The following is an 18,142-nucleotide window of genomic DNA, read 5'->3' on the forward strand; positions in this document are numbered from 1 at the left end:
CGGCCTGGGCCGACCTGCTGGGCGGAAGGGTGGCGCTGGTGGTGGACAACATCCAGGCGGCGCTGCCGCATCGCCAGGCCGGGCGGATCCGCATCCTGGCCGTCACGGGGCGGGAGCGCAGCCCGCTGCTGCCGGAGGTGCCGGCGGTGAAGGAACGGCTGCCGGATTACCTGGTGGAAAGCTGGAACGGCCTCGCGGGCCCCGCGGGCCTGCCGGAGGCGGTGGTGGCGCGCTGGGCGGCGCTGGTGGCCGGTGCCGCGGAGAACCCGGCGCTGCGCGCCCGCTATGCCGAGCTGGGGATGGAGTTCCCCGCCTCCTCGCCGGCGCATCTGGCCGCCTTCGTTCGTGACCAGCTTGCCTTCTGGCAACGCCAGATCAGCGCCGCAAATATCCGGCTGGAATGAGGCCGCGCCACCGGTAAGGTGACGTACCCGACAAGAAAACAGGGGGAAGTCCAAGTGCAATTATCCGACCGGGTGACCGGCGGCGTGCTGGTGCTCCTCGGGGCTGCCGCGGCCTGGGGCGGCTCCCGCCTGCCCGCCGTGCCGGGGCAGGAGGTGGGACCGGCCGCCTTTCCCATGCTCATCGGCTGCGGCCTCATCCTCTGCGGCGTGCTGATCGCCGTCGGCATCGGCCGCAGCTTCGAGGCGGAGGAGGCGCCGGAGACGCCGCACCCCTGGTGGTATGGGCTGCGCGCCCTGGTGCCCTTCGCGCTGCTGCTGTTCTACGTGCTGGCCAGCGAGACGCTGGGCTTCGTGCTGACCGCGGCGGCGATGATCCTGGTGGGGGCGCTCGTGCTCGGTGCCCGGCTGCGCCTGGCGCTGCCGCTGGCCGTGCTGATGCCGCTGCTCATCCACCTTGCCTTCTACAAGCTGCTGCGGGTGCCGCTGCCCGACGGCCTGCTCTCCCCTCCCTGGTAGGCGCGCGCGCATGGAACTCCTCGAAGCCTTCCGCCTGGTCGCCGCGCCGGATGTGCTGATCGCCATCCTCGCCTCGGCCATCTACGGCCTCGTCGTCGGCTCCCTGCCCGGGCTTTCGGCCACCATGGCGACGGCGCTGCTGGTGCCGGTGACCTTCTGGCTTTCCCCGATTGCCGCGGTCGCCACCATCATCACCGCCTCCGCCATGGCGATCTTCTCGGGCGACATTCCGGGCTGCCTGCTGCGCATCCCCGGCACCCCCGCCAGCGCCGCCTATACGGATGAGGCCTACGCGCTGACCCGCAAGGGCCAGGCGGAGCTGGCGCTCGGCGCCGGCCTCTGGTTCTCGGCCATCGGCGGCATCGTCGGCACGCTCTCGCTCGTGCTGATGGCGCCGGTGCTGGCGGAGATGGCGCTCTCCTTCTCCACCTTCGAGTATTTCTGGCTGGCCTTCCTCGGGCTGATGTGCGCGACGCTGGTGGCGCGCTCCTCGCCCATCAAGGCCATCGCCTCCATGCTGCTCGGGCTGCTCATCGCCTGCATCGGCATGGAGAACCCGGCCGGCACGCCGCGCTTCACCTTCGGCGTCCCGGACCTGCTGGGCGGCATCGAGCCGATCCCGGCGCTGGTCGGCGTCTTCGCCGTGTCCGAGGTGATGCGGGCCATGGTGACGCCGGAGCCGCCCAAGCTGCCGGACCGGAAATTCGGCTCCATCCTGGCCAATCAATGGGCGCTGACGAAGAAGTACCAGTGGCCGATGTGGCGGGGGAACATCATCGGCATCATCATCGGGGTGCTGCCCGGCGCCGGGGCCGACATGGCCGCCTGGGTCAGCTACGCGATGAGCAAGAAATTCAGCCGGGAGAAGGAGAAATTCGGCACCGGCCACCCGGAGGGGCTGGTGGAGGCCGGCGCCTCCAACAACGCCTCCCTCGCCTCGGGCTGGGTGCCCTCCCTGCTCTTCGGCATCCCGGGGGACACCATCACCGCGATCGCCATCGGCGTGCTCTACATGAAGGGGCTGAACCCGGGCCCCACGCTGTTCACCGAGAATGCGCGCAGCATGTATGCGCTCTACATCATCTTCATCCTGGCCAACATCATCATGATCCCGCTCGGCATCCTGATGATCCGCATGGCCTCCCAGGTGCTGCGGGCGCCGCGGGCGGCGATCATGCCGGTGATCCTGGTGATGTGCGCGGTCGGCAGCTTCGCCACCGGCTCCAACCTCTTCTCCGTGCTGCTGGTCGGCCTCTTCGGCTGCCTCGGCTTCGTCATGGAGCGGAACGGCTACCCGGTGGCGGCGCTCGTGCTCGGCATCGTCATGGGCAGCATGGTGGAGCAGAATTTCATCACCTCCCTCATCAAGAGCGATGGCGACGTTCTGCCCTTCATCGAACGCCCGGTCTCCGGTGTGCTGGCGGCGATGACCTTCGGGGCGCTGCTCTGGCCGCTCGGGGTGTGGATCTGGAACCGGGTGCAGGGCCCGCGCTTGCCAGCCGGGAGCGCGGCGGAATAACAATGAAACGAAACAAGACCGACGGAGGATGTCCATGACCGAGACCTCGCGCCGCGCCCTGCTCGGCACCGGCGCCGCCCTGCTCGCCGCCCCCTTGGCCGCCCCTGCCCTCGCCCAGCCGCGCTGGCCCACGCGGCCGGTGCAGATGCTCTGCCCCTGGGCCGCGGGCGGCGGCACGGATGCGGTGCTGCGCATCATCGCCGCCCTGCTGGAGAAGGAGTTGGGCCAGCCCTTCAACGTGGTGAACCGCACCGGCGGCAGCGGCGTGGTCGGCCATGCCGCCATCGCAAGCGCCCAGCCGGATGGCTACACGCTCGGCATGCTCACCTCCGAGATCTGCATGCTGCACTGGCAGGGGCTGACGGAGGTCACCTATCGCAACTACACGCCGCTCGGCCTGATGAACCTCGACCCGCCGGGCATCCAGGTGAACGTCTCCGCCCCCTACGCGGATGTGAAGGCGCTGGCCGAGGCGGTGAAGAAGAGCCGCCCGGGCCAGATGAAGGCCAGCGGCACCGGCCAGGGCGGCATCTGGCACCTGGCCCTGGCCGGCTGGCTCGGCGCCATGGGGCTGCCGGCCTCGCATGTGCGCTGGGTACCCTCCAACGGCGCGGCTCCGGCCATGCAGGACCTCGCGGCCGGCGGGCTGGACTTCACCACCTGCTCCGTGCCGGAAGCCCGCGCCATGCTGGATGCCGGCCGGGCGAAGAGCCTCGCGGTGATGTCGCCCGAGCGGCTGAGCGCCTTCCCGAACATTCCGACACTGAAGGAGGCGATGGGCATCGACTACTCCACTGGCGCCTGGCGCGGCATCGCCGGCCCGCCCAACCTGCCGGCCGAGGTGCGCAACGTGATGGGGCCGGCGCTCGGCAAGGTGTTCAACAGCCAGGAATACAAGGACTTCCTCAATGCCCGCGGCTTCGGCCTGCTCTATGCCGATGCCGCCGGCTTCGGCCGGCACATGGAGGAGGCCGACAAGTCGCTCGGCGAGGCCATGAAGGCGGCGGGGCTGGCGAAGGCGGCCTGAGGACGGCACACTCTCCATCCCGGCGGGCGGGGATGGCCTCGGCCTCCCCGCCCGGCCCAGCAGCGAGAATGGGATGGAGATGTCGAACAATACCCCGGTTGCGTCCTATGACGCCCTCATCATCGGCGCCGGCTTCTCCGGCATGTACCAGCTCCATTCGTTGCGTGATCGGCTGGGGCTGAAGGCGCTGGTGCTGGAAGCCGGCAGCGGCGTCGGCGGCACCTGGTACTGGAACCGCTACCCCGGCGCGCGCTGCGATTCCGAAAGCCATTCGTACAACTACACCTTCTCCAAGGAATTGCTGGCGGAATGGCGCTGGTCCGAGCGCTACCCGGAACAGCCGGAGATTCTGCGCTACCTGAACCATGTCGCGGACCGTTTCGACCTGAAGCGCGACATCCGCTTCGACACCCGCGTCACCGGCGCGCGCTACGACGAGGCCGCCAATCTCTGGCATGTGACGACCGAGACGGGGGAGCGCTACGCGGCGCAATACCTCATCACCGCGGTCGGCTGCCTCTCCACCGCCAATGTGCCGAAGATCCCGGGCCTCGAGGAATTCGCCGGCGACTGGTATCACACCGGGCAATGGCCGCATGGCGGGGTCGATTTCACCGGCAAGCGGGTCGGGCAGATCGGCACCGGCTCCACCGGCATCCAGGCGGTGCCGGTCATTGCCGCGCAGGCCGGGCACCTCACCGTCTTCCAGCGCACCGCCAATTACAGCGTGCCGGCGCACAACGCGCCGCTGACGCCGGAATTCCAGGCTTGGCTCGACAGCAACCGGGAGGAGGTGGTGCAGACCATGCGCTCCACCCCGAACGGCCATCCCTTCACCATCTCCGAGCGCAAGGTCTTCGATGTGGATGCGGAGGAGCGCGAGCGCATCTACGAGGCCGCCTGGGCCAAGGGCGGGCTGCAATTCCGCGCCAGCTTCCAGGATCTGCTGGTGGACAAGACGGCGAACGACACCGCCGCCGACTTCATCAAGCGCAAGATCCGCAGCATCGTGAAGGATCCGCGCAAGGCGGCCATCCTCTCCGACATCGACCACCCCTACGCGGCCAAGCGCCCGCCGATCGATACCCATTATTTCGAGGCCTATAACCGCGACAATGTGGATATCGTGAACCTGCGGGCGGAGCCGATCGAGCGCATCACACCCAACGGCATCCGCACCAGCGCGCGGGACTATCCGCTGGATATCATCGTCTTCGCCACCGGCTTCGACGCCATGACCGGGCCGCTGCTGCGGCTCAACATCCAGGGTGCGGGCGGGCGGAAGCTGGCCGAGGCCTGGGAGGCCGGGCCGCGCAACTACCTTGGCCTGCAGGTGGCGGGCTTCCCCAACCTCTTCACCATTACCGGGCCAGGCAGCCCCTCCGTGCTCTGCAACATGCCGATCGCCATCGAGCAGCATGTGGAGTGGATCACCGACTGCATCGACGCCATGCGCAAGCGCGGGCTGCGGCGCATCGAGACCACGGAGGCGGCGATGGATGGCTGGGTGGCCGAGGTGAACCGCGCCGCCGATGCCACGCTGCTGCCCCAGGCCAAGCATTCCTGGTATCTCGGCGCCAATGTCCCGGGCAAGCCGCGGGTCTTCATGCCCTATGCCGGCGGCATGGCGCATTACCGCCGCATCTGCGACCAGGTGGCGGCGAAGGGCTATGAGGGCTTCGTGCTCTCCGACTGAGCGAGCGTCCCGACCAGCCGGGTCAGCATCTCGATCTGGCGCTGCTGCGCCTGCAGCAGCGCCTCGATCTGCTCATGACGCAGCGCGTCCAGCTTCTCGTGCAGCGCCATGATCTCGATCTCGGCCTTCAGGTTCACCTCGTAGTCATGGGTGGCGTCCAGCCGGTCCCGCGCCGCCTGGCGGTTCTGGCTCATCATGATGAGCGGCGCCTGGATGGCGGCCAGCATGGAGAGCAGCAGGTTGAGGAAGATGAAGGGGTAGGCGTCGAAGGGGTGCGGCAGCACCAGCAGGTTCAGCACCGCCCAGGCGGCGAGGAAGCCGCAGAAGCCCAGGATGAAGCCCCAGGAGCCGCCGAGCGCCGCCATCCGGTCCGCCAGGCGCTGGCCGAAGGTCAGCTTCTCCACGCTGTCCTGCAGCACGTCCCGGCTGATGACGCTGCGGCCATGGGCGGCGGCCAGCACCGCCGCCTGCGCCGCGCTCAGCTTGTCCAGCGGTCGGCCGAACCAGCGGCGGGCGGCCTCATGCGGGTCTTTCATGCGAGGTGTCCTCGGTCTCCGGTGAAGTGGCTTGCCCCCGGGCCGGCAAACCGCCACTTTCTGGCTCGTGGACCGACAGGGAGGCAAGGGTGGCAGGGTTCAGGAGCACGACAAGCTATATCGCCTCGCGCGACCTGGAAGTCGCGGTGAATGCCGCGGTCACCTTGCAGCGCCCCCTGCTGGTGAAGGGGGAGCCCGGCACCGGCAAGACGGTGTTGGCCCAGGAAGTCGCCCGCGCCCTGGGCAGGAATCTGATCGAGTGGCACATCAAATCCACCACCAAGGCGCAGCAGGGGCTTTATGAATACGACGCCGTCTCCCGCCTGCGCGATGGGCAGCTCGGCGATGAGCGGGTGCACGACATCGGCAACTACATCATCCGCGGCAAGCTGTGGGAGGCCTTCGCGGCCGATGAGCAGCAGGTCCTGCTGATCGACGAAATCGACAAGGCGGATATCGAGTTCCCGAACGATCTGCTGCTCGAGCTCGACCGCATGCAGTTCCATGTGTACGAGACGCGCGAGACGGTGGTGGCGAAGCACCGGCCGATCGTCATCATCACCTCGAACAACGAGAAGGAGCTGCCGGACGCCTTCCTGCGCCGCTGCTTCTTCCACTACATCCGCTTCCCGGACCGGGAGACGATGGAGCGGATCGTCCAGGCGCATTTCCCCGACATCAAGCAGGAGCTGGCGCGGGAGGCGCTGAACGTCTTCTTCCAGGTCCGCGGCGTGGCGGAGCTGAAGAAGAAGCCGGCGACCAGCGAGCTGCTGGACTGGCTGAAGCTGCTGATGATCGAGGATCTGCCGCCCGAGGTGCTGCGCAGCCAGGACCCGCGCACCGCGATCCCGCCGCTCTACGGCGCGTTGCTGAAGAATGAGCAGGATGTGCAGCTCTTCGAGCGGCTGGCCTTCCTCTCCCGCCGGCAGCAGCGCTAGAGCAGCCCCTCCCGGCCAAGCGAGGGCGTTTCACGGAGGAGCCGAGGCCATGCTCGCCCATTTCATCGTCGCGCTGCGCAGCGCCGGCATTCCGGCCAGCCTCACGGAGTATCTCACTCTGCTGCGCGGCATGAAGGAAGGGGTGGCCGACTACTCGGTGGATGATTTCTACCACCTCTCCCGCGCCACGCTGGTGAAGGACGAACGCCACCTGGACCGCTTCGACCGGGTCTTCGGCGAGGTGTTCAAGGGGTTGGAACCGCCGGAGGGCGACCTGACCCGCACCCTGCCGGAGGAATGGCTGCGGAAGCTGGCGGAGAAGCTGCTGACCGAGGAGGAGAAGGCCGCCATCGAGGCCGCCGGCGGCTTCGACAAGCTGATGGAGATGCTGAAGCAGCGCCTGGCGGAACAGAAGGGTCGCCACCAGGGCGGCAGCAAATGGATCGGCACCGCCGGCACCTCCCCTTTTGGGGCGCATGGCTACAACCCGGAAGGCGTCCGGATCGGCCAGGACGAGTCGCGCCACCGCCGCGCCGTGAAGGTGTGGGACAAGCGGGAGTTCAAGGATCTCGACGACGATGTCGAGATCGGCACCCGCAACATCAAGCTGGCGCTGCGCCGCCTGCGCCGCTTCGCCCGCCAGGGCGCGGCGACGGAGCTGGACCTGCCGGACACCATCCGCGCCACCGCCAACAATGCCGGCTCGCTCGACCTGAAGCTGGTGCCGGAGCGGCACAACACGGTGAAGGTGCTGCTCTTCCTCGATATCGGCGGCTCCATGGACGACCATGTGCGGATCTGCGCCGAGCTCTTCTCCGCCTGCCGGGCCGAATTCAAGCATCTGGAGCATTTCTACTTCCACAACTGCCCCTATGAGCGGCTGTGGACCAACAACCGCCGGCGACGGGAGAGCGAGGTCTCCACCTGGGAGGTGCTCAGGAAATACGGGCCGGACTACAAGGCCATCATCGTCGGCGACGCGGCGATGAGCCCCTATGAGGTGGTGCAGCCCGGCGGCTCGGTGGAGCACTGGAACGAGGAGAGCGGGCAGGTCTGGCTGCAGCGGATCCTCGGCCATTTCCGCCGCAGCGCCTGGCTGAACCCGATGCCGCAGCCGGCCTGGGACCGCTACCACTCCGCCGTGTTGCTGCGGCAGATCATGGAGAACCGGATGTTCCCGCTGACCCTCGGCGGGTTGGACGACATGACGCGGGAACTCAGCCGCTGATCCGCACCGCCTGACGCCGCCGGGGCGGGATGGTTGGGCTTCGCCCCCCATCCCGCCCCGGCTGATCGTTTGGTCGCGTAATTCAGGGTTTCGGCCGATCCGGCCTCCGCCGATCACGCTCCGTGCGGCGCCATGGCCCCCGGAGTCGCTGCCGCCCCACGCCCGCCACCTCCACGGCGACAGCATTCGCATCCCGTCCCGAGCAACGAAAAAACCCCCGGCCAATCGGCCGGGGGTCAAATCTCTCCGCCTGCATCGCCCACGGCCTGGAACGGCGGTGCCGCTTCAGTCCGGGCGGGCCTGCTGGCCAGCGCCTGCGGCGCCCGTCGAAGCTGCGTCAGCCGCTCCGACGGGAAGTCCTCAGGGCAGCGGCGCCGGGTTCGGGGAGAGCGACCGCAGATAGGCGATCACATCGGCCCGCTGCTGGGTGTTGTTCAGCCCGGCGAAGGCCATGCGGGTGCCCGGGGCATAGCTGCTCGGCTTGTGCAGCCACTCATTGAGCTGCTCATAGGTCCAGGGGCCTTCCTTGCCCTTGATGGCGGCGGAGTAGTTGAAACCCTCGGCATGGCCATGCGGCGCACCGACGATGCCATAGAGGTTGGGGCCGACACCGTTGCGGCCACCCTGGTTGAAGGTGTGGCAGGAGCCGCATTGCCGCTGGGCGATGGTCTGGCCGTTCTGCACATTGGCATTGGCCAGCAGCGGGGAAATCGGCTCCAGCGCCGGCGCAGCAGCCGGAGCCGACGCCGGGGCGGCGCCGACATCGCCGATCTGGATGGCGCTCTCATGCGGCTTCTCGCCATGCACCAGCAGCTTGCCCAGCTGGCCGGCCAGCATGAAGGCGATGCCCGCCGTAAGGACTGCGGCGAAGGCCTTGTTCAGCTCGAGAGAACCCATCGGCAGTGACGACCTCGGCTTGGCGTGGGCGATAACGGGCTCCGGTATAGCCGAAGCCGGAAAACCCGCAACCCGGCCCGGCCGGCTCAGGGCGCCCCGGCCGCCATCAGCCCGGCCAGGATCGCCCCGCGGGCCGGAATGGAGCTGACCTCCACCCATTCCCGTCGGCTGCAGATCTCGTGCCCCACCGGCCCCAGCCCATCCAGCGTCGGCACCCCGAGGCAGGCGGCGAAGCTGCCATCGGAGCCGCCACGGGAGACCAGCGGAAAGATCGGCGCCCCGAGCGCGGCGGCGAAGCCCGCCGCCCGCTCATACAGCGCCTGGCCGCCCGGCAGGGTGGGAAAGGCCGGCCGGGTGAAGCCGCCGGAGACCTCCACCGCGACGCGCCGATCGGCCGGTGGCCGCGTGGCGATGGCGGTTACCGCCGCCAGCAGCGCCTCCGCCGCCGCATCGTCCGGCGCGCGGAGATCGACATGCAGCTCCGCCTCCCCCGGCACCACCTGGCGGGCGGCGCCGCCGCGCAATATGCCGCAGGTGGCGTAGCTGCCGGCGGCGAAGTCGGACAGCGCCTCGATCTCGGCCACCATCGGCGCCAGGGCGGCGAGCGCGCTCGCCCCCACCTCCCGCGCCGCGCCGCAATGGGCGGTGACGCCATGGGCCCGCACGTAGAAGGCGCCAACCGCGCCGCGGCCGATCACCGTCCCGCCCCCGGGCCGTGCCGGCTCCAGCGTCAGGCAGTAATCCTGGCCGCGCGCCTCCGCCTCGATCCAGCCGCGGGATTGCGGGCTGCCGATCTCCTCATCCGGCACGATGAGGACGGTGGCCGGCACCGCCGGCAGCAGGCGCAGCGCCTCGATCGCCATCAGCACGTTCAGCTTCATGTCGCCGATGCCGGGGCCGGTGACCGCATCCCCCTGCCGCCGGCAGGGCCATTCCGCCGCCGTCCCGGTGGGCCAGACGGTATCGGCATGGCCCAGCACCAGCAGCTTCGGCCCCGCCCCGCCGCGCCGTGCGGTGAGCTGGTCGCCCCGCCCCGGCAGGGGCCGCCGCGCCACCGCGAAGCCCGCCGCCTGCAGCAGCGCCGCGAAGCGGTCCTGCACCGCATTGACCCCGGCGGCGTCGTAGCTGCCGCTGTCGATGGAGACGATCCGATCCGCTTCCGCCAGAAGCTGCGGCAGCGCCGACTCGAAGGCGGCGGCGAGGGTCTCGATCTCGGGCATCGGGGCTTCCTTCCGGGGCCGGGCCAGGCGAGCATGGCAGCATGACCTTCTCCCTCATCGCACGCTGCCCGCGCACCGGCCAGATCGGCGCCGCCGTCACCACCTCCTCCATCGCGGTGGGCAGCCGTTGCGCCTTCGCCGCCGCCGGGGTGGGCGCCGTGCTGACGCAGCACCGCACCGATCCGCGGCTCGGGCCGCGTGGGCTGGATCTGTTGCGCAGCGGCTGCACGGCCGAGGAGACGGTCGCGGCGCTTTCCGCCTCCACCCCCCATGCCGGCTGGCGCCAGCTCGCCGTGCTGGATGCGGCGGGACGCACCGCGCATGTCCACGGGGCGCAGGTAAAGCCGGAACGCAACGCGGCGCATGGCGAGGGGGTGGTCGCCATCGGCAACATCCTGTCCTCCGACCAGGTGCCGGCGGCGATGGTCGCCGGCTTCCTGGCCGCGGCGAACCAGCCCCTGGCGGAGCGGCTGCTGCGGGCGCTGGAGGCCGGGGAGGCGGCGGGCGGCGAGCATGGCGAGGTCACCTCCGCCTCCCTGCTCGTCATGTGGCGGGAAAGCTTCCCCTATGTCGATCTGCGGGCGGACAAGGCGGCGCAGCCGCTCGCCGCGCTGCGCGCCCTCTGGACCGAATACGCGCCGCTGGCGGAGGGCTTCGTTGCCCGCGCCCTGGCGCCGGACGACGCGCCGGTGATCTGACGCAAAGCCCGCGGCGCCCGCGGTCAGCTAAACGTCAATGATCTTCTCCTAGGTCATCTTGGGGCCCCTCCCGCTGGAAGCCGGTGTTGCAGCGAATCTATCTTTGTCTTGCCGAGCAGCATGACCCCTGGCTGGTGGCGTTGGCCGCGCTCATCTGCGCGGTCGGCACCTCCACCACCTTCGTCCTGCTGCGCGTCGCGCAGCTCGACCAGCGCCGGCGGCGCGGCTGGGCGGCACTGACCGCGCTGGCCACCGGCATCGGCGCCTGGGCGACGCATTTCGTCGCCATGCTGGCCTTCGCGCCGGGGGTGGCGGCGGGCTACGAGGTCGGCCTCACCCTCGCCTCCCTCGCCCTGGTGGTGCTGGTCTGCGGCATCGCCTTCCAGCTTGGCCTGCAAGGCGGGCATGCGCGGCAGCTTCTGGCCGGGGCGCTGGTCGGGCTCGGCATCACCGCCATGCACTATACCGGCATGGCGGCCTACCAGCTGGCCGGCAACCTGCTGTGGGACCGGCCCCTGCTCGGCCTCTCGGTCACGCTCGGCATCCTGCTGCCGATGCTTGCCGTCTGGATCGGCCTGCAGCATCCCCGGCGACTGGCGCGGACGGCCGCGGCCGGGCTGCTCCTGCTCGGCATCTGCGCGCTGCATTTCCTCGGCATGGCGGCCGCCATCATCCTGCCCAGCGCGGAGATCGCGCCGCCGGCCGCCCCCGCCACCCCCGGCTGGCTGGGCGCGGCGATCGGCGCCGTGACCGGCCTGCTGCTGCTGCTGGGCTTGGCCGCCAGCGCCCTCGCCCGCCGCGAGCACCGGCAGGAGCGGCAGGCGGAGGACAGGCTGCGCAGCCTGGCGGATGCCACGGTGGAAGGGCTGCTGCTCTGCGCGGAGGACCGGATCATCGTCTCGAACCGCAGCCTGCAGGAGCTGCTCGGGCGCGAGGATGCCTGGTTCGCCGGCCAGACCCTGGAGGCGCTGCTGCCCCCGGGCGGGGTGCTGCCCCCCGGCCTCGCCGCGGAAGGGCGGGCGGAGACCGAATTCCTCGCCGCTTCCGGCGAGGCCATTCCGGTGGAACTCGTCACCCGGCCCCTGGCGACCCAGGCCCGGCCGCATCGCGTCGTCGCGGTGCGGGACCTGCGGGACCGCCGACGGGCGGAGGCACGCATCCGCTTCCTCGCGCATCACGACCCGCTGACCGAGCTGCCCAACCGCACCGGCTTCGCGGAGGAGCTGGGCCGCGCCCTGGCGGTGCACGGCCGCACCGGCCAGCCCTTCGCCCTGCTGGCCCTCGACCTCGACCGCTTCAAGATGGTGAACGACGCGCTGGGCCATGCGGTGGGGGATGCGCTGCTGGTGAAGGTGGCCGCCCGGCTGCGCGCCGCGGTGCGCGCCACGGATCTGGTCGGCCGGCTCGGCGGCGACGAATTCGCCCTGCTGCAATTCGCCCCCGGCCAGCCGGAAGCCGCGACCGCCATGGCGGAGCGCTGCATCGAGCTGCTCTCCCGCCCCTTCGTCGTGCAGGGCCAGGTGCTGAACATCGGCGTCAGCATCGGCATCGCGCTCTGCCCGGCGGACGGCGTGGATCCGGCGACGCTGAGCCGCAATGCCGACCTCGCCCTGTATCGCGCCAAATCGGAAGGCCGCGGCACCCATCGCTTCTTCGAGGCGGAGATGGACACGCGCATGCAGCGCCGCCGCATGCTGGAGGTGGAGTTGCGCACCGCCGTGGCGATGCGGCAATTCCATCTCCTCTACCAGCCCCTTCTCGCCCTCGACAGCGACGCGGTGATAGGGTTCGAGGCGCTGATCCGCTGGAGCCACCCGGAGCGTGGGCTCATCTCCCCCGCCGAATTCATCCCGCTGGCGGAGGAGACCGGCCTGATCGTGCAGATCGGCGAATGGGTGCTGCGCGAAGCCTGCCGGGAGGCGGCGAGCTGGCAGCAGCCGGCGATCATCGCGGTGAACCTCTCTCCGGTCCAGGTCCGCAGCCCCGGCATCGTCGAGGCGGTCCGCAGCGCCTGTGCCGCGGCCGGGCTGGATCCTCGTCGGCTGGAGCTCGAGATCACCGAGAGCGTGCTGCTGACCGACACCGACGAGACCTTCCGCACCCTGCAGGCGCTGAAGGCGCTCGGCGCCCGCATCTCCATGGATGATTTCGGCACCGGCTACTCCTCGCTCAGCTATCTCCGCCGCTTCCCCTTCGACAAGATCAAGATCGACCGCTCCTTCGTCACCGACCTGGCGGAGGATGCGGAGTCCGCCGCGATCGTCGGGGCGGTGATCGGCCTCGGCAAGAGCCTTGGCATGGTGACCACGGTGGAAGGCGTGGAGACCGCCGGGCAGCTGGCGCATGTGCGGGCCCGCGGCTGCGACCAGGTGCAGGGCTATCTCATCGGCCGCCCGATGCCGGCGGAGCAGGTCCAGAGGCTGATGGACGACAAGGAGGCCGCCTGATGGCGCAGGTCTCACCCCTGCCCGGCGCCGGGCCCGGCGATGCGCGGCACCACCCGGCCGCCGGCGAAGGCAGCGACCCGGCGCAGCCGATCCACCGGCTGGTCTACCGCAGCACCTCCGCCATCCTCGGCACGGAGGAGCAGGTGGCGGCGGAAGTCGCCGCCATCGTCGCCGCCGCCCGGCGGAACAACCTGGCCACGGGGCTGACCGGGGTGCTGGTCTATAGCGGCGAAAGCTTCACCCAGGTGCTGGAAGGTCCGCTTGCGGCGCTGGAGGCAACCTATGACCGGATCAGTGCCGATCTCCGCCACCGGCAATTTGACCTGCTGCAGTTCACCCGGGCGCCGGCGCGCAGCTTCGGCAACTGGGAGCTGGCCTATCTGACGCAGGATGCGCTGGACGCCTTCTGGCAGGACGGGGCGATGCCGGGCGGCGACCCGACGGATGCGGCCAACCGGGTGCTGGAACGGCTCACGGAGATCCTGCGGCCGCAGCCCGCCGCGACGGGCTGAGGCGCGTCAGGCTACCCCGATGGGCGGGCGGCGACCAGGTCCCGTCGATCGCCGCCGCCCGGATGGCGAACGCCACCGGCATCCCCGCCAGCAGCGCCGTTCCCGCAGCCAGCCCGCCGGGGTGCGGCCAGCAGCAGGTCCCGCGCCGTTTCACCGCCGAGGCCGACGACGAAGAACCCCACCCGGTCCCGCCGCTTCCGCGCCGCGACCAGCGCGCCGGGGGCGGCGATGGCCGCAAGGTCCAGCCAGCCGAGCGGCATATCGAGGGCCACCCGCCGGTGTCGCCCTGCTACTCGGCCGGCAGCGGCGCGGCGTCGCGCTCCGCCCGGGCACTCTCCTTCGCGCCGCCGGCGCAGAGCAGCGAGAGGCCGAGCAGCCCCGCCACCACCGGCAGCACCAGCCCGGGGTAGCCAAGGTCGATCAGCAGCCCCATTGGCACCGGCGCGATGGCGCTGCCGAGCGGCAGGGAGGAGGAGACGAAGCCGAAGACCTTGCCGATCTCGCCCGGCGGGCAGGCCTCCTTCAGCATCACGTCGCGTGGGGTGCGGGAGATGCCGAGCGCCAGGCCGCCCACCACCGAGACGGCCAGCAGCGCCGTCTCCGGCAGCTTCACCAGACCGAGCAGCAGCAGCACCGCCATCGCCACCAGGGTGAGGGTGGTGACCAGGACGAAGAGGTTGCGCTTGGACTTGTCGGCGATCCAGCCGCCGATCAGGTTGCCGCCGGTGGTCCCGGCCATATAGGCCGTCAGTGCGGTGGAGGCGGCGAGCACCGGCGTGCCCCAGAGCTGGCCCAGCACCGTCACCAGCCAGGACTGGATGCCGGAGCCGGCCACGGAGGAGAGCAGGAAGAAGGCGAAGAAGAGCAGCATCGGCCGGCTGAGCAGCAGGGCGCGGCCGGAGGCGGCGCCCTCCTCCTTCCGCGCCGGCTTCGCCTGGTCCTTCAGCACGCCGCTCTGGGCGAGGATGGCGGCGACCACGGGAATGCCGAGCAACCCGACCGTCAGCAGCGCCATGCGCCAATCCATGCCGGTGAGCAGCAGGGCGATGACCGGCGGCGCGGCGGCGAAGCCGAGATTGCCGGTGAAGGCATGCAGCGCGAAGGCCCGGCCCATGAAGCCCTTGCTGACGCTGCCGGCCATGATGGCGTAGTCGGCCGGGTGGATGACGCTGTTGCCGACGCCGGAGAGGATGGCGAGGCCGAGGATCGCCCAATAGCTCGGCGCGAAGGCCATGGCGGCGATGGAGAGCGCCATCAGCAGCGTGCCGCCGACCAGGAAGACCCGCGCTCCGTAGCGGTCCACCCAGAAGCCCACCGGCGTCTGCAGCAGCGCCGTGGTGGCGGACATCAGCGCGACGGAAAGGCCGAGCGTGGCATAGGAGACGCCGAACTCCGCCTGCCACACGGGAAACAGCGGCGCCAGGCAGAGCATGTAGAAATGCGAGAGGAAGTGCCCGGTGCCGATCAGGCCGACGATGCGGGCATCATGGCCACCGGCGGGAGCGGCCGCGGCGGCTGGGGGGTGGCTCATCTGTGGCGGGCCCCGATCATTCTGGCGCCTTGCTGGCGCTGGCGATATCCGGCGCATCCCGGTTAGCCCTCCGGCAGGGGGCGCGCAACCGGCATCGTGCCGCCCTCGCGCCAGAGGGAGCCGGTGCCCTGCCCCGCCCTGGAGGCAAGCGGATGTGGTGCCCCGAGCCGACCGCCTACCGGTGCCCGGCGGAACCCTCCGCCACGGCGCAGCTCAGGCCGCCAGCGGCAGGTGCGGCCGGTCCAGCGCCTCCCGGATGAAGCGCACCAGGGGCTGGACGAGCTGGCTGCGCCCGGCAGCGTCGCCGAACACCGCCATCTCCGCCACGCCCAGCTCCGGCAGCCCCTCCAGCTCCACCAACCCCTGGGGCAGCCCGGCGCGGCCGAGCACCGTCACGCAGAGCCCCGCCTCCGCCGCCGCGGCAAGGCCGAGCAGGCTGGCGGAGGTGAAGACCACCTCGAAGGCGAGGCCGGCCCGGGCCAGGGCGGCCAGGGCGCGCTCGCGGAACATGCAACCCTGGGGCAGCATGGCCAGCGGCAGGGGGCGGCCTTCCGGTACGATCCAGCCCGGCGCCGCGGCCCAGATGATGGTCTCGCTCCAGATCGGGCTGCCCAGCGTCTCGCCATCCCGCCTTTTGCCGAGGACAAGGTCGAGCGCCCCCCGCTCCTGCGCCGCGCGCAGCTCATGGCTGCGTCCCACCTCCACCTCCAGCCGCAGCTCCGGGAAGGTGGCGGTGAAGCGGGCCAGCACGGGGGCCAGGCTGCGCGGCAGGAAATGGTCGGCGACGCCGAGGCGCAGCCGCCCCGTTACCGGCGGCGCCACCAGCCGCCGCACCGCCTCGTCATTCAGCGCCAGCATGCGGCGGGCATAGGCGAGCAGGGTCTCGCCATCCCGGGTCAGCACCACGCTGCGGCTGGTGCGGTCCAGCAGGCGCCGGCGGCAGAGTTCCTCCAACCGCTTGATCTTGAGTGAGACCGCGGACTGGGTCAGGCCGAGCGCCTGGCCGGCGGCGGTGAAGCCACCCCGCTCCGTCACGGCGGTGAAGGCGCGGAGCAGGTCGAGATCGAGGTCGGGAATGCGCATGGCATGAGGATTCCTCATGCCATGCGCGGGATCAATGATAACCCGACAATGACGGATCAGACCTCCTCGTCGCCGCCGCCATCATCGTAGCTGCTGCCGCTGTCGTAGCTGGCGCCGCTGTCATAGCCGGCATCGCCGGGGCTGCCGTCATAGCCGGTGGGGGTGGCGTCGGGCTGACCTGAATCCTTGTCCCCGCCCCAGGCGGATTTCTCGCCGCCATCAGTGCCCCAGCCCGCCGCCGCCGCGGCAGCCCCCGGATCGGACCAGGGGGAGGCGGTGGGGGTGGCGGCGCCGAGCGCATCCGCGCCGCCGAGGCCGGCCGCCGAGGCGGCGCCGCCATGGCCGGAAAAGGCGTTCATCAGCATATTGCCCAGCACCATGCCGCCGGCGACGCCCGCCGCCGTGGTCAGCGCCGTGCCGAGGAAGCCGGAGCCGGAGCGCTGGGGCTGCAGCATCCCCGGGTTGTAGCCCGGCGGATAGACCGGCTGGGGCGGCGGCGGCGTAGGCGCGGCCTGGCGCGGGGCGCTGCCGCCGCCGAACATGCCGCCGAACAGCCCGCCGCTGCGCGGCGCCTGCTGCGCCGCCTGGGCCTGGGCCTTGGCGTTCTCCACCTCCCACTCCAGCTGGCGGATGCGGTTCTGCGCCTCCACCAGCGCCGCCTCCTGCACGAAGGCCGTCTGGGTGATGCGGTAGCGCGCTTCCGGGTAGCGGGCGAAGAGGTCCTGGATCAGCGCGTCGGCCTCCCGGTCCACCGGCGGCAGGTTGGGCGCGCTCTGCGGCACGCTGCCGCCGCCCCAGGGGCGGGGCGAACCGGAGGCCGCCGGTGCCACCCCGGCGATCCGCTCGACGAATTGGGTGATGATCCGGCGTTCTTCGTCGTTCATGGGGTCCTCAACCTCCTCGCCCGCACGCTGCGGCGCACGGCGGCGAGGTGGCCCGGCGCCACAGCCGTTTCAAGCGTCGGAACAGTTAAAGATGAACTTTAAGCAATGTTTGGCGGCAAGCCCAGCCGGCGCCACTCGATGACCGGGCAGCGGTCCTGAACGAAGCGCAGCCCGGCGGCCCGGGCCCGCGCCCCCGCCGCATCGTCGATCACGCCGAGTTGCAGCCAGACGGTGCGGGCGCCGAGCCGGATCGCCTCATCCACCACCGCCCCGGCGTCCTCCGAGCGGCGGAAGACATCCACCATGTCGAGGGGCTGCGCCTCCTCCAGCCGCGCGGCGACCAGGCTGCCATGGATCTGCCGCCCGGCGAGGCCGGGATTGACCGGCACCACATTGTAGCCGCGGTCGACCAGGAAGCCGGTGACGCCGAAGCTCGGCCGGTCCGGCTTCTCCGAGGCGCCGACCACGGCGATGCGGCGGGTGGTCATCAGGATGTCGCGGATCTCGTCATCGGTCATGGCCGTCTCCCTCTGCCTTCGGCATAACGCCATTCGGCGCGGATCGGCAAAGCGGGATGCTTGCCTTCACGGGTCCGGCCGGTCATCTGTTCCGGGTGGGGGCCTGTAGCTCAATGGTCAGAGCGGACCGCTCATAACGGTTTGGTTGCAGGTTCGAGTCCTGCCGGGCCCATGCCCCTCCCCCGCGCATCCCGCCGCCGCATGAAGGGCGGTGCGTTCGGCCCTCGAGTCATGGCCATAGGCGGCGGCGAAGGCCATGCCGGGAGGGTATGTGCCTTGCGATCCTGGGCCCGAGCGTCCTCGGAAACGACGCCGGCCGCGGGAGGGCGGGAGCCCTGGCGCGGCCGGGGTTGGCTGGCTGGGGAGGACCACCAGCGGGGGCGGCTGAGCGGCGGGCTCAGCCGCCGTGGTTGGCCGGGGCGCCGGCGAGGCGGGCATTGCTGCCGGCCGGGGCCTCGTAGACCAGCTCGCGGTCCGGGCCGCCGCCG

At 70.8% G+C, this 18,142-nt stretch carries 18 protein-coding genes and 1 tRNA gene; 11 read left to right on the top strand and 8 right to left on the bottom strand.

The window, feature by feature from the left end:
- The 5 genes from NJ376_RS21770 to NJ376_RS21790 all read left to right on the top strand — a co-directional run.
- Positions 1-404 (top strand): Bug family tripartite tricarboxylate transporter substrate binding protein (locus tag NJ376_RS21770; RefSeq protein WP_252955392.1); only part of this gene is annotated, 404 nt, incomplete at its 5' end.
- A gap of 54 nt (positions 405-458) precedes the next feature.
- Positions 459-920, top strand: coding sequence for a tripartite tricarboxylate transporter TctB family protein (locus tag NJ376_RS21775; protein ID WP_252955393.1), 462 nt, complete (start codon positions 459-461; stop codon positions 918-920).
- A gap of 10 nt (positions 921-930) precedes the next feature.
- A complete protein-coding gene (locus NJ376_RS21780; protein WP_252955394.1) occupies positions 931-2,439 on the top strand; it encodes a tripartite tricarboxylate transporter permease in 1,509 nt (502 codons plus the stop codon).
- Between the two features lie 34 nt (positions 2,440-2,473).
- Entirely contained in the window at positions 2,474-3,466 is a 993-nt protein-coding gene (locus NJ376_RS21785) for a tripartite tricarboxylate transporter substrate binding protein (RefSeq protein ID WP_252955395.1), read from the top strand.
- 79 nt (positions 3,467-3,545) lie between these two features.
- Positions 3,546-5,162 carry a flavin-containing monooxygenase gene (locus tag NJ376_RS21790; protein WP_252955396.1) on the top strand — a complete coding sequence of 539 codons (1,617 nt, stop codon included), beginning with the start codon at positions 3,546-3,548 and terminating at the stop codon, positions 5,160-5,162.
- Here NJ376_RS21790 and NJ376_RS21795 read toward each other — a convergent pair.
- Positions 5,135-5,698, bottom strand: coding sequence for a DUF1003 domain-containing protein (locus NJ376_RS21795; RefSeq protein ID WP_252955397.1), 564 nt, complete (start codon positions 5,696-5,698; stop codon positions 5,135-5,137). The two genes, NJ376_RS21790 and NJ376_RS21795, sit on opposite strands and share 28 nt — an antisense overlap.
- Positions 5,699-5,787: 89 nt before the next feature.
- On the opposite strand from NJ376_RS21795, the gene NJ376_RS21800 reads away from it, so the two are divergent.
- Both NJ376_RS21800 and NJ376_RS21805 read left to right on the top strand, forming a co-directional pair.
- Positions 5,788-6,636: an AAA family ATPase gene (locus tag NJ376_RS21800; protein WP_252955398.1), complete on the top strand. Its 849-nt coding sequence runs from the start codon at positions 5,788-5,790 to the stop codon at positions 6,634-6,636.
- A 49-nt stretch (positions 6,637-6,685) separates the two neighbouring features.
- Positions 6,686-7,864 (top strand): vWA domain-containing protein, encoded by a 1,179-nt coding sequence (locus tag NJ376_RS21805; RefSeq protein ID WP_252955399.1) that lies wholly within the window; start codon positions 6,686-6,688, stop codon positions 7,862-7,864.
- Positions 7,865-8,224: 360 nt separating this feature from the next.
- Here the strand turns inward: NJ376_RS21805 and NJ376_RS21810 are convergent, their stop codons facing one another.
- Positions 8,225-8,761, bottom strand: a complete 537-nt coding sequence (locus NJ376_RS21810) for a c-type cytochrome (RefSeq protein WP_252955400.1) — start codon at positions 8,759-8,761, stop codon at positions 8,225-8,227.
- A gap of 86 nt (positions 8,762-8,847) precedes the next feature.
- The gene (locus NJ376_RS21815; protein ID WP_252955401.1) at positions 8,848-9,981 is read right to left on the bottom strand and encodes a M20/M25/M40 family metallo-hydrolase; all 1,134 of its coding nucleotides are present in this window, start codon (positions 9,979-9,981) and stop codon (positions 8,848-8,850) included.
- A gap of 41 nt (positions 9,982-10,022) precedes the next feature.
- Between NJ376_RS21815 and NJ376_RS21820 the strand changes: the two genes are divergently transcribed.
- From NJ376_RS21820 to NJ376_RS21830, 3 genes are all read left to right on the top strand, one after another.
- Entirely contained in the window at positions 10,023-10,679 is a 657-nt protein-coding gene (locus NJ376_RS21820; protein WP_252955402.1) for a DUF1028 domain-containing protein, read from the top strand.
- Between the two features lie 86 nt (positions 10,680-10,765).
- Complete coding sequence (locus tag NJ376_RS21825) at positions 10,766-13,126, top strand: bifunctional diguanylate cyclase/phosphodiesterase (RefSeq protein WP_252955403.1); 2,361 nt, start codon at positions 10,766-10,768, stop codon at positions 13,124-13,126.
- Positions 13,126-13,638 carry a BLUF domain-containing protein gene (locus tag NJ376_RS21830; RefSeq protein ID WP_252955404.1) on the top strand — a complete coding sequence of 171 codons (513 nt, stop codon included), beginning with the start codon at positions 13,126-13,128 and terminating at the stop codon, positions 13,636-13,638. The genes NJ376_RS21825 and NJ376_RS21830 overlap by 1 nt, the downstream gene beginning before the upstream one ends.
- 11 nt (positions 13,639-13,649) lie before the next feature.
- On the opposite strand, the gene NJ376_RS21835 is transcribed toward NJ376_RS21830, so the two are convergent.
- From NJ376_RS21835 to NJ376_RS21855, 5 genes are all read right to left on the bottom strand, one after another.
- Positions 13,650-13,910, bottom strand: coding sequence for a trimeric intracellular cation channel family protein (locus NJ376_RS21835; protein WP_252955405.1), 261 nt, complete (start codon positions 13,908-13,910; stop codon positions 13,650-13,652).
- A gap of 17 nt (positions 13,911-13,927) precedes the next feature.
- Complete coding sequence (locus NJ376_RS21840; RefSeq protein ID WP_252955406.1) at positions 13,928-15,169, bottom strand: MFS transporter; 1,242 nt, start codon at positions 15,167-15,169, stop codon at positions 13,928-13,930.
- Between the two features lie 213 nt (positions 15,170-15,382).
- Positions 15,383-16,252: a LysR family transcriptional regulator gene (locus NJ376_RS21845; protein ID WP_252955407.1), complete on the bottom strand. Its 870-nt coding sequence runs from the start codon at positions 16,250-16,252 to the stop codon at positions 15,383-15,385.
- A 56-nt stretch (positions 16,253-16,308) separates the two neighbouring features.
- Positions 16,309-17,136, bottom strand: a complete 828-nt coding sequence (locus NJ376_RS21850; RefSeq protein WP_252955408.1) for a DUF2076 domain-containing protein — start codon at positions 17,134-17,136, stop codon at positions 16,309-16,311.
- Between the two features lie 98 nt (positions 17,137-17,234).
- Positions 17,235-17,654, bottom strand: a complete 420-nt coding sequence (locus NJ376_RS21855; protein ID WP_252955409.1) for a CoA-binding protein — start codon at positions 17,652-17,654, stop codon at positions 17,235-17,237.
- A gap of 99 nt (positions 17,655-17,753) precedes the next feature.
- Between NJ376_RS21855 and NJ376_RS21860 the strand changes: the two genes are divergently transcribed.
- Positions 17,754-17,826: transfer RNA gene (locus tag NJ376_RS21860), tRNA-Ile, on the top strand.
- Positions 17,827-18,142: the final 316 nt, after the last annotated feature.

Origin of the sequence: Siccirubricoccus soli (assembly GCF_024178315.1) — a bacterium.
Taxonomy (GTDB): Bacteria; Pseudomonadota; Alphaproteobacteria; order Acetobacterales; family Acetobacteraceae; genus Siccirubricoccus; species Siccirubricoccus soli.

What these genes read in the sequence shown, in the direction of transcription:
- NJ376_RS21850 (WP_252955408.1), bottom strand. Translation starts at nt 17,136, where the DNA reads ATGAACGACGAAGAACGCCGGATCATCACCCAATTCGTCGAGCGGATC.
- NJ376_RS21855 (WP_252955409.1), bottom strand. Translation starts at nt 17,654, where the DNA reads ATGACCGATGACGAGATCCGCGACATCCTGATGACCACCCGCCGCATC.
- NJ376_RS21805 (WP_252955399.1), top strand. Translation starts at nt 6,686, where the DNA reads ATGCTCGCCCATTTCATCGTCGCGCTGCGCAGCGCCGGCATTCCGGCC.
- NJ376_RS21810 (WP_252955400.1), bottom strand. Translation starts at nt 8,761, where the DNA reads ATGGGTTCTCTCGAGCTGAACAAGGCCTTCGCCGCAGTCCTTACGGCG.
- NJ376_RS21790 (WP_252955396.1), top strand. Translation starts at nt 3,546, where the DNA reads ATGTCGAACAATACCCCGGTTGCGTCCTATGACGCCCTCATCATCGGC.
- NJ376_RS21840 (WP_252955406.1), bottom strand. Translation starts at nt 15,169, where the DNA reads ATGAGCCACCCCCCAGCCGCCGCGGCCGCTCCCGCCGGTGGCCATGAT.
- NJ376_RS21785 (WP_252955395.1), top strand. Translation starts at nt 2,474, where the DNA reads ATGACCGAGACCTCGCGCCGCGCCCTGCTCGGCACCGGCGCCGCCCTG.
- NJ376_RS21820 (WP_252955402.1), top strand. Translation starts at nt 10,023, where the DNA reads ATGACCTTCTCCCTCATCGCACGCTGCCCGCGCACCGGCCAGATCGGC.
- NJ376_RS21815 (WP_252955401.1), bottom strand. Translation starts at nt 9,981, where the DNA reads ATGCCCGAGATCGAGACCCTCGCCGCCGCCTTCGAGTCGGCGCTGCCG.
- NJ376_RS21780 (WP_252955394.1), top strand. Translation starts at nt 931, where the DNA reads ATGGAACTCCTCGAAGCCTTCCGCCTGGTCGCCGCGCCGGATGTGCTG.
- NJ376_RS21795 (WP_252955397.1), bottom strand. Translation starts at nt 5,698, where the DNA reads ATGAAAGACCCGCATGAGGCCGCCCGCCGCTGGTTCGGCCGACCGCTG.
- NJ376_RS21830 (WP_252955404.1), top strand. Translation starts at nt 13,126, where the DNA reads ATGGCGCAGGTCTCACCCCTGCCCGGCGCCGGGCCCGGCGATGCGCGG.
- NJ376_RS21845 (WP_252955407.1), bottom strand. Translation starts at nt 16,252, where the DNA reads ATGCGCATTCCCGACCTCGATCTCGACCTGCTCCGCGCCTTCACCGCC.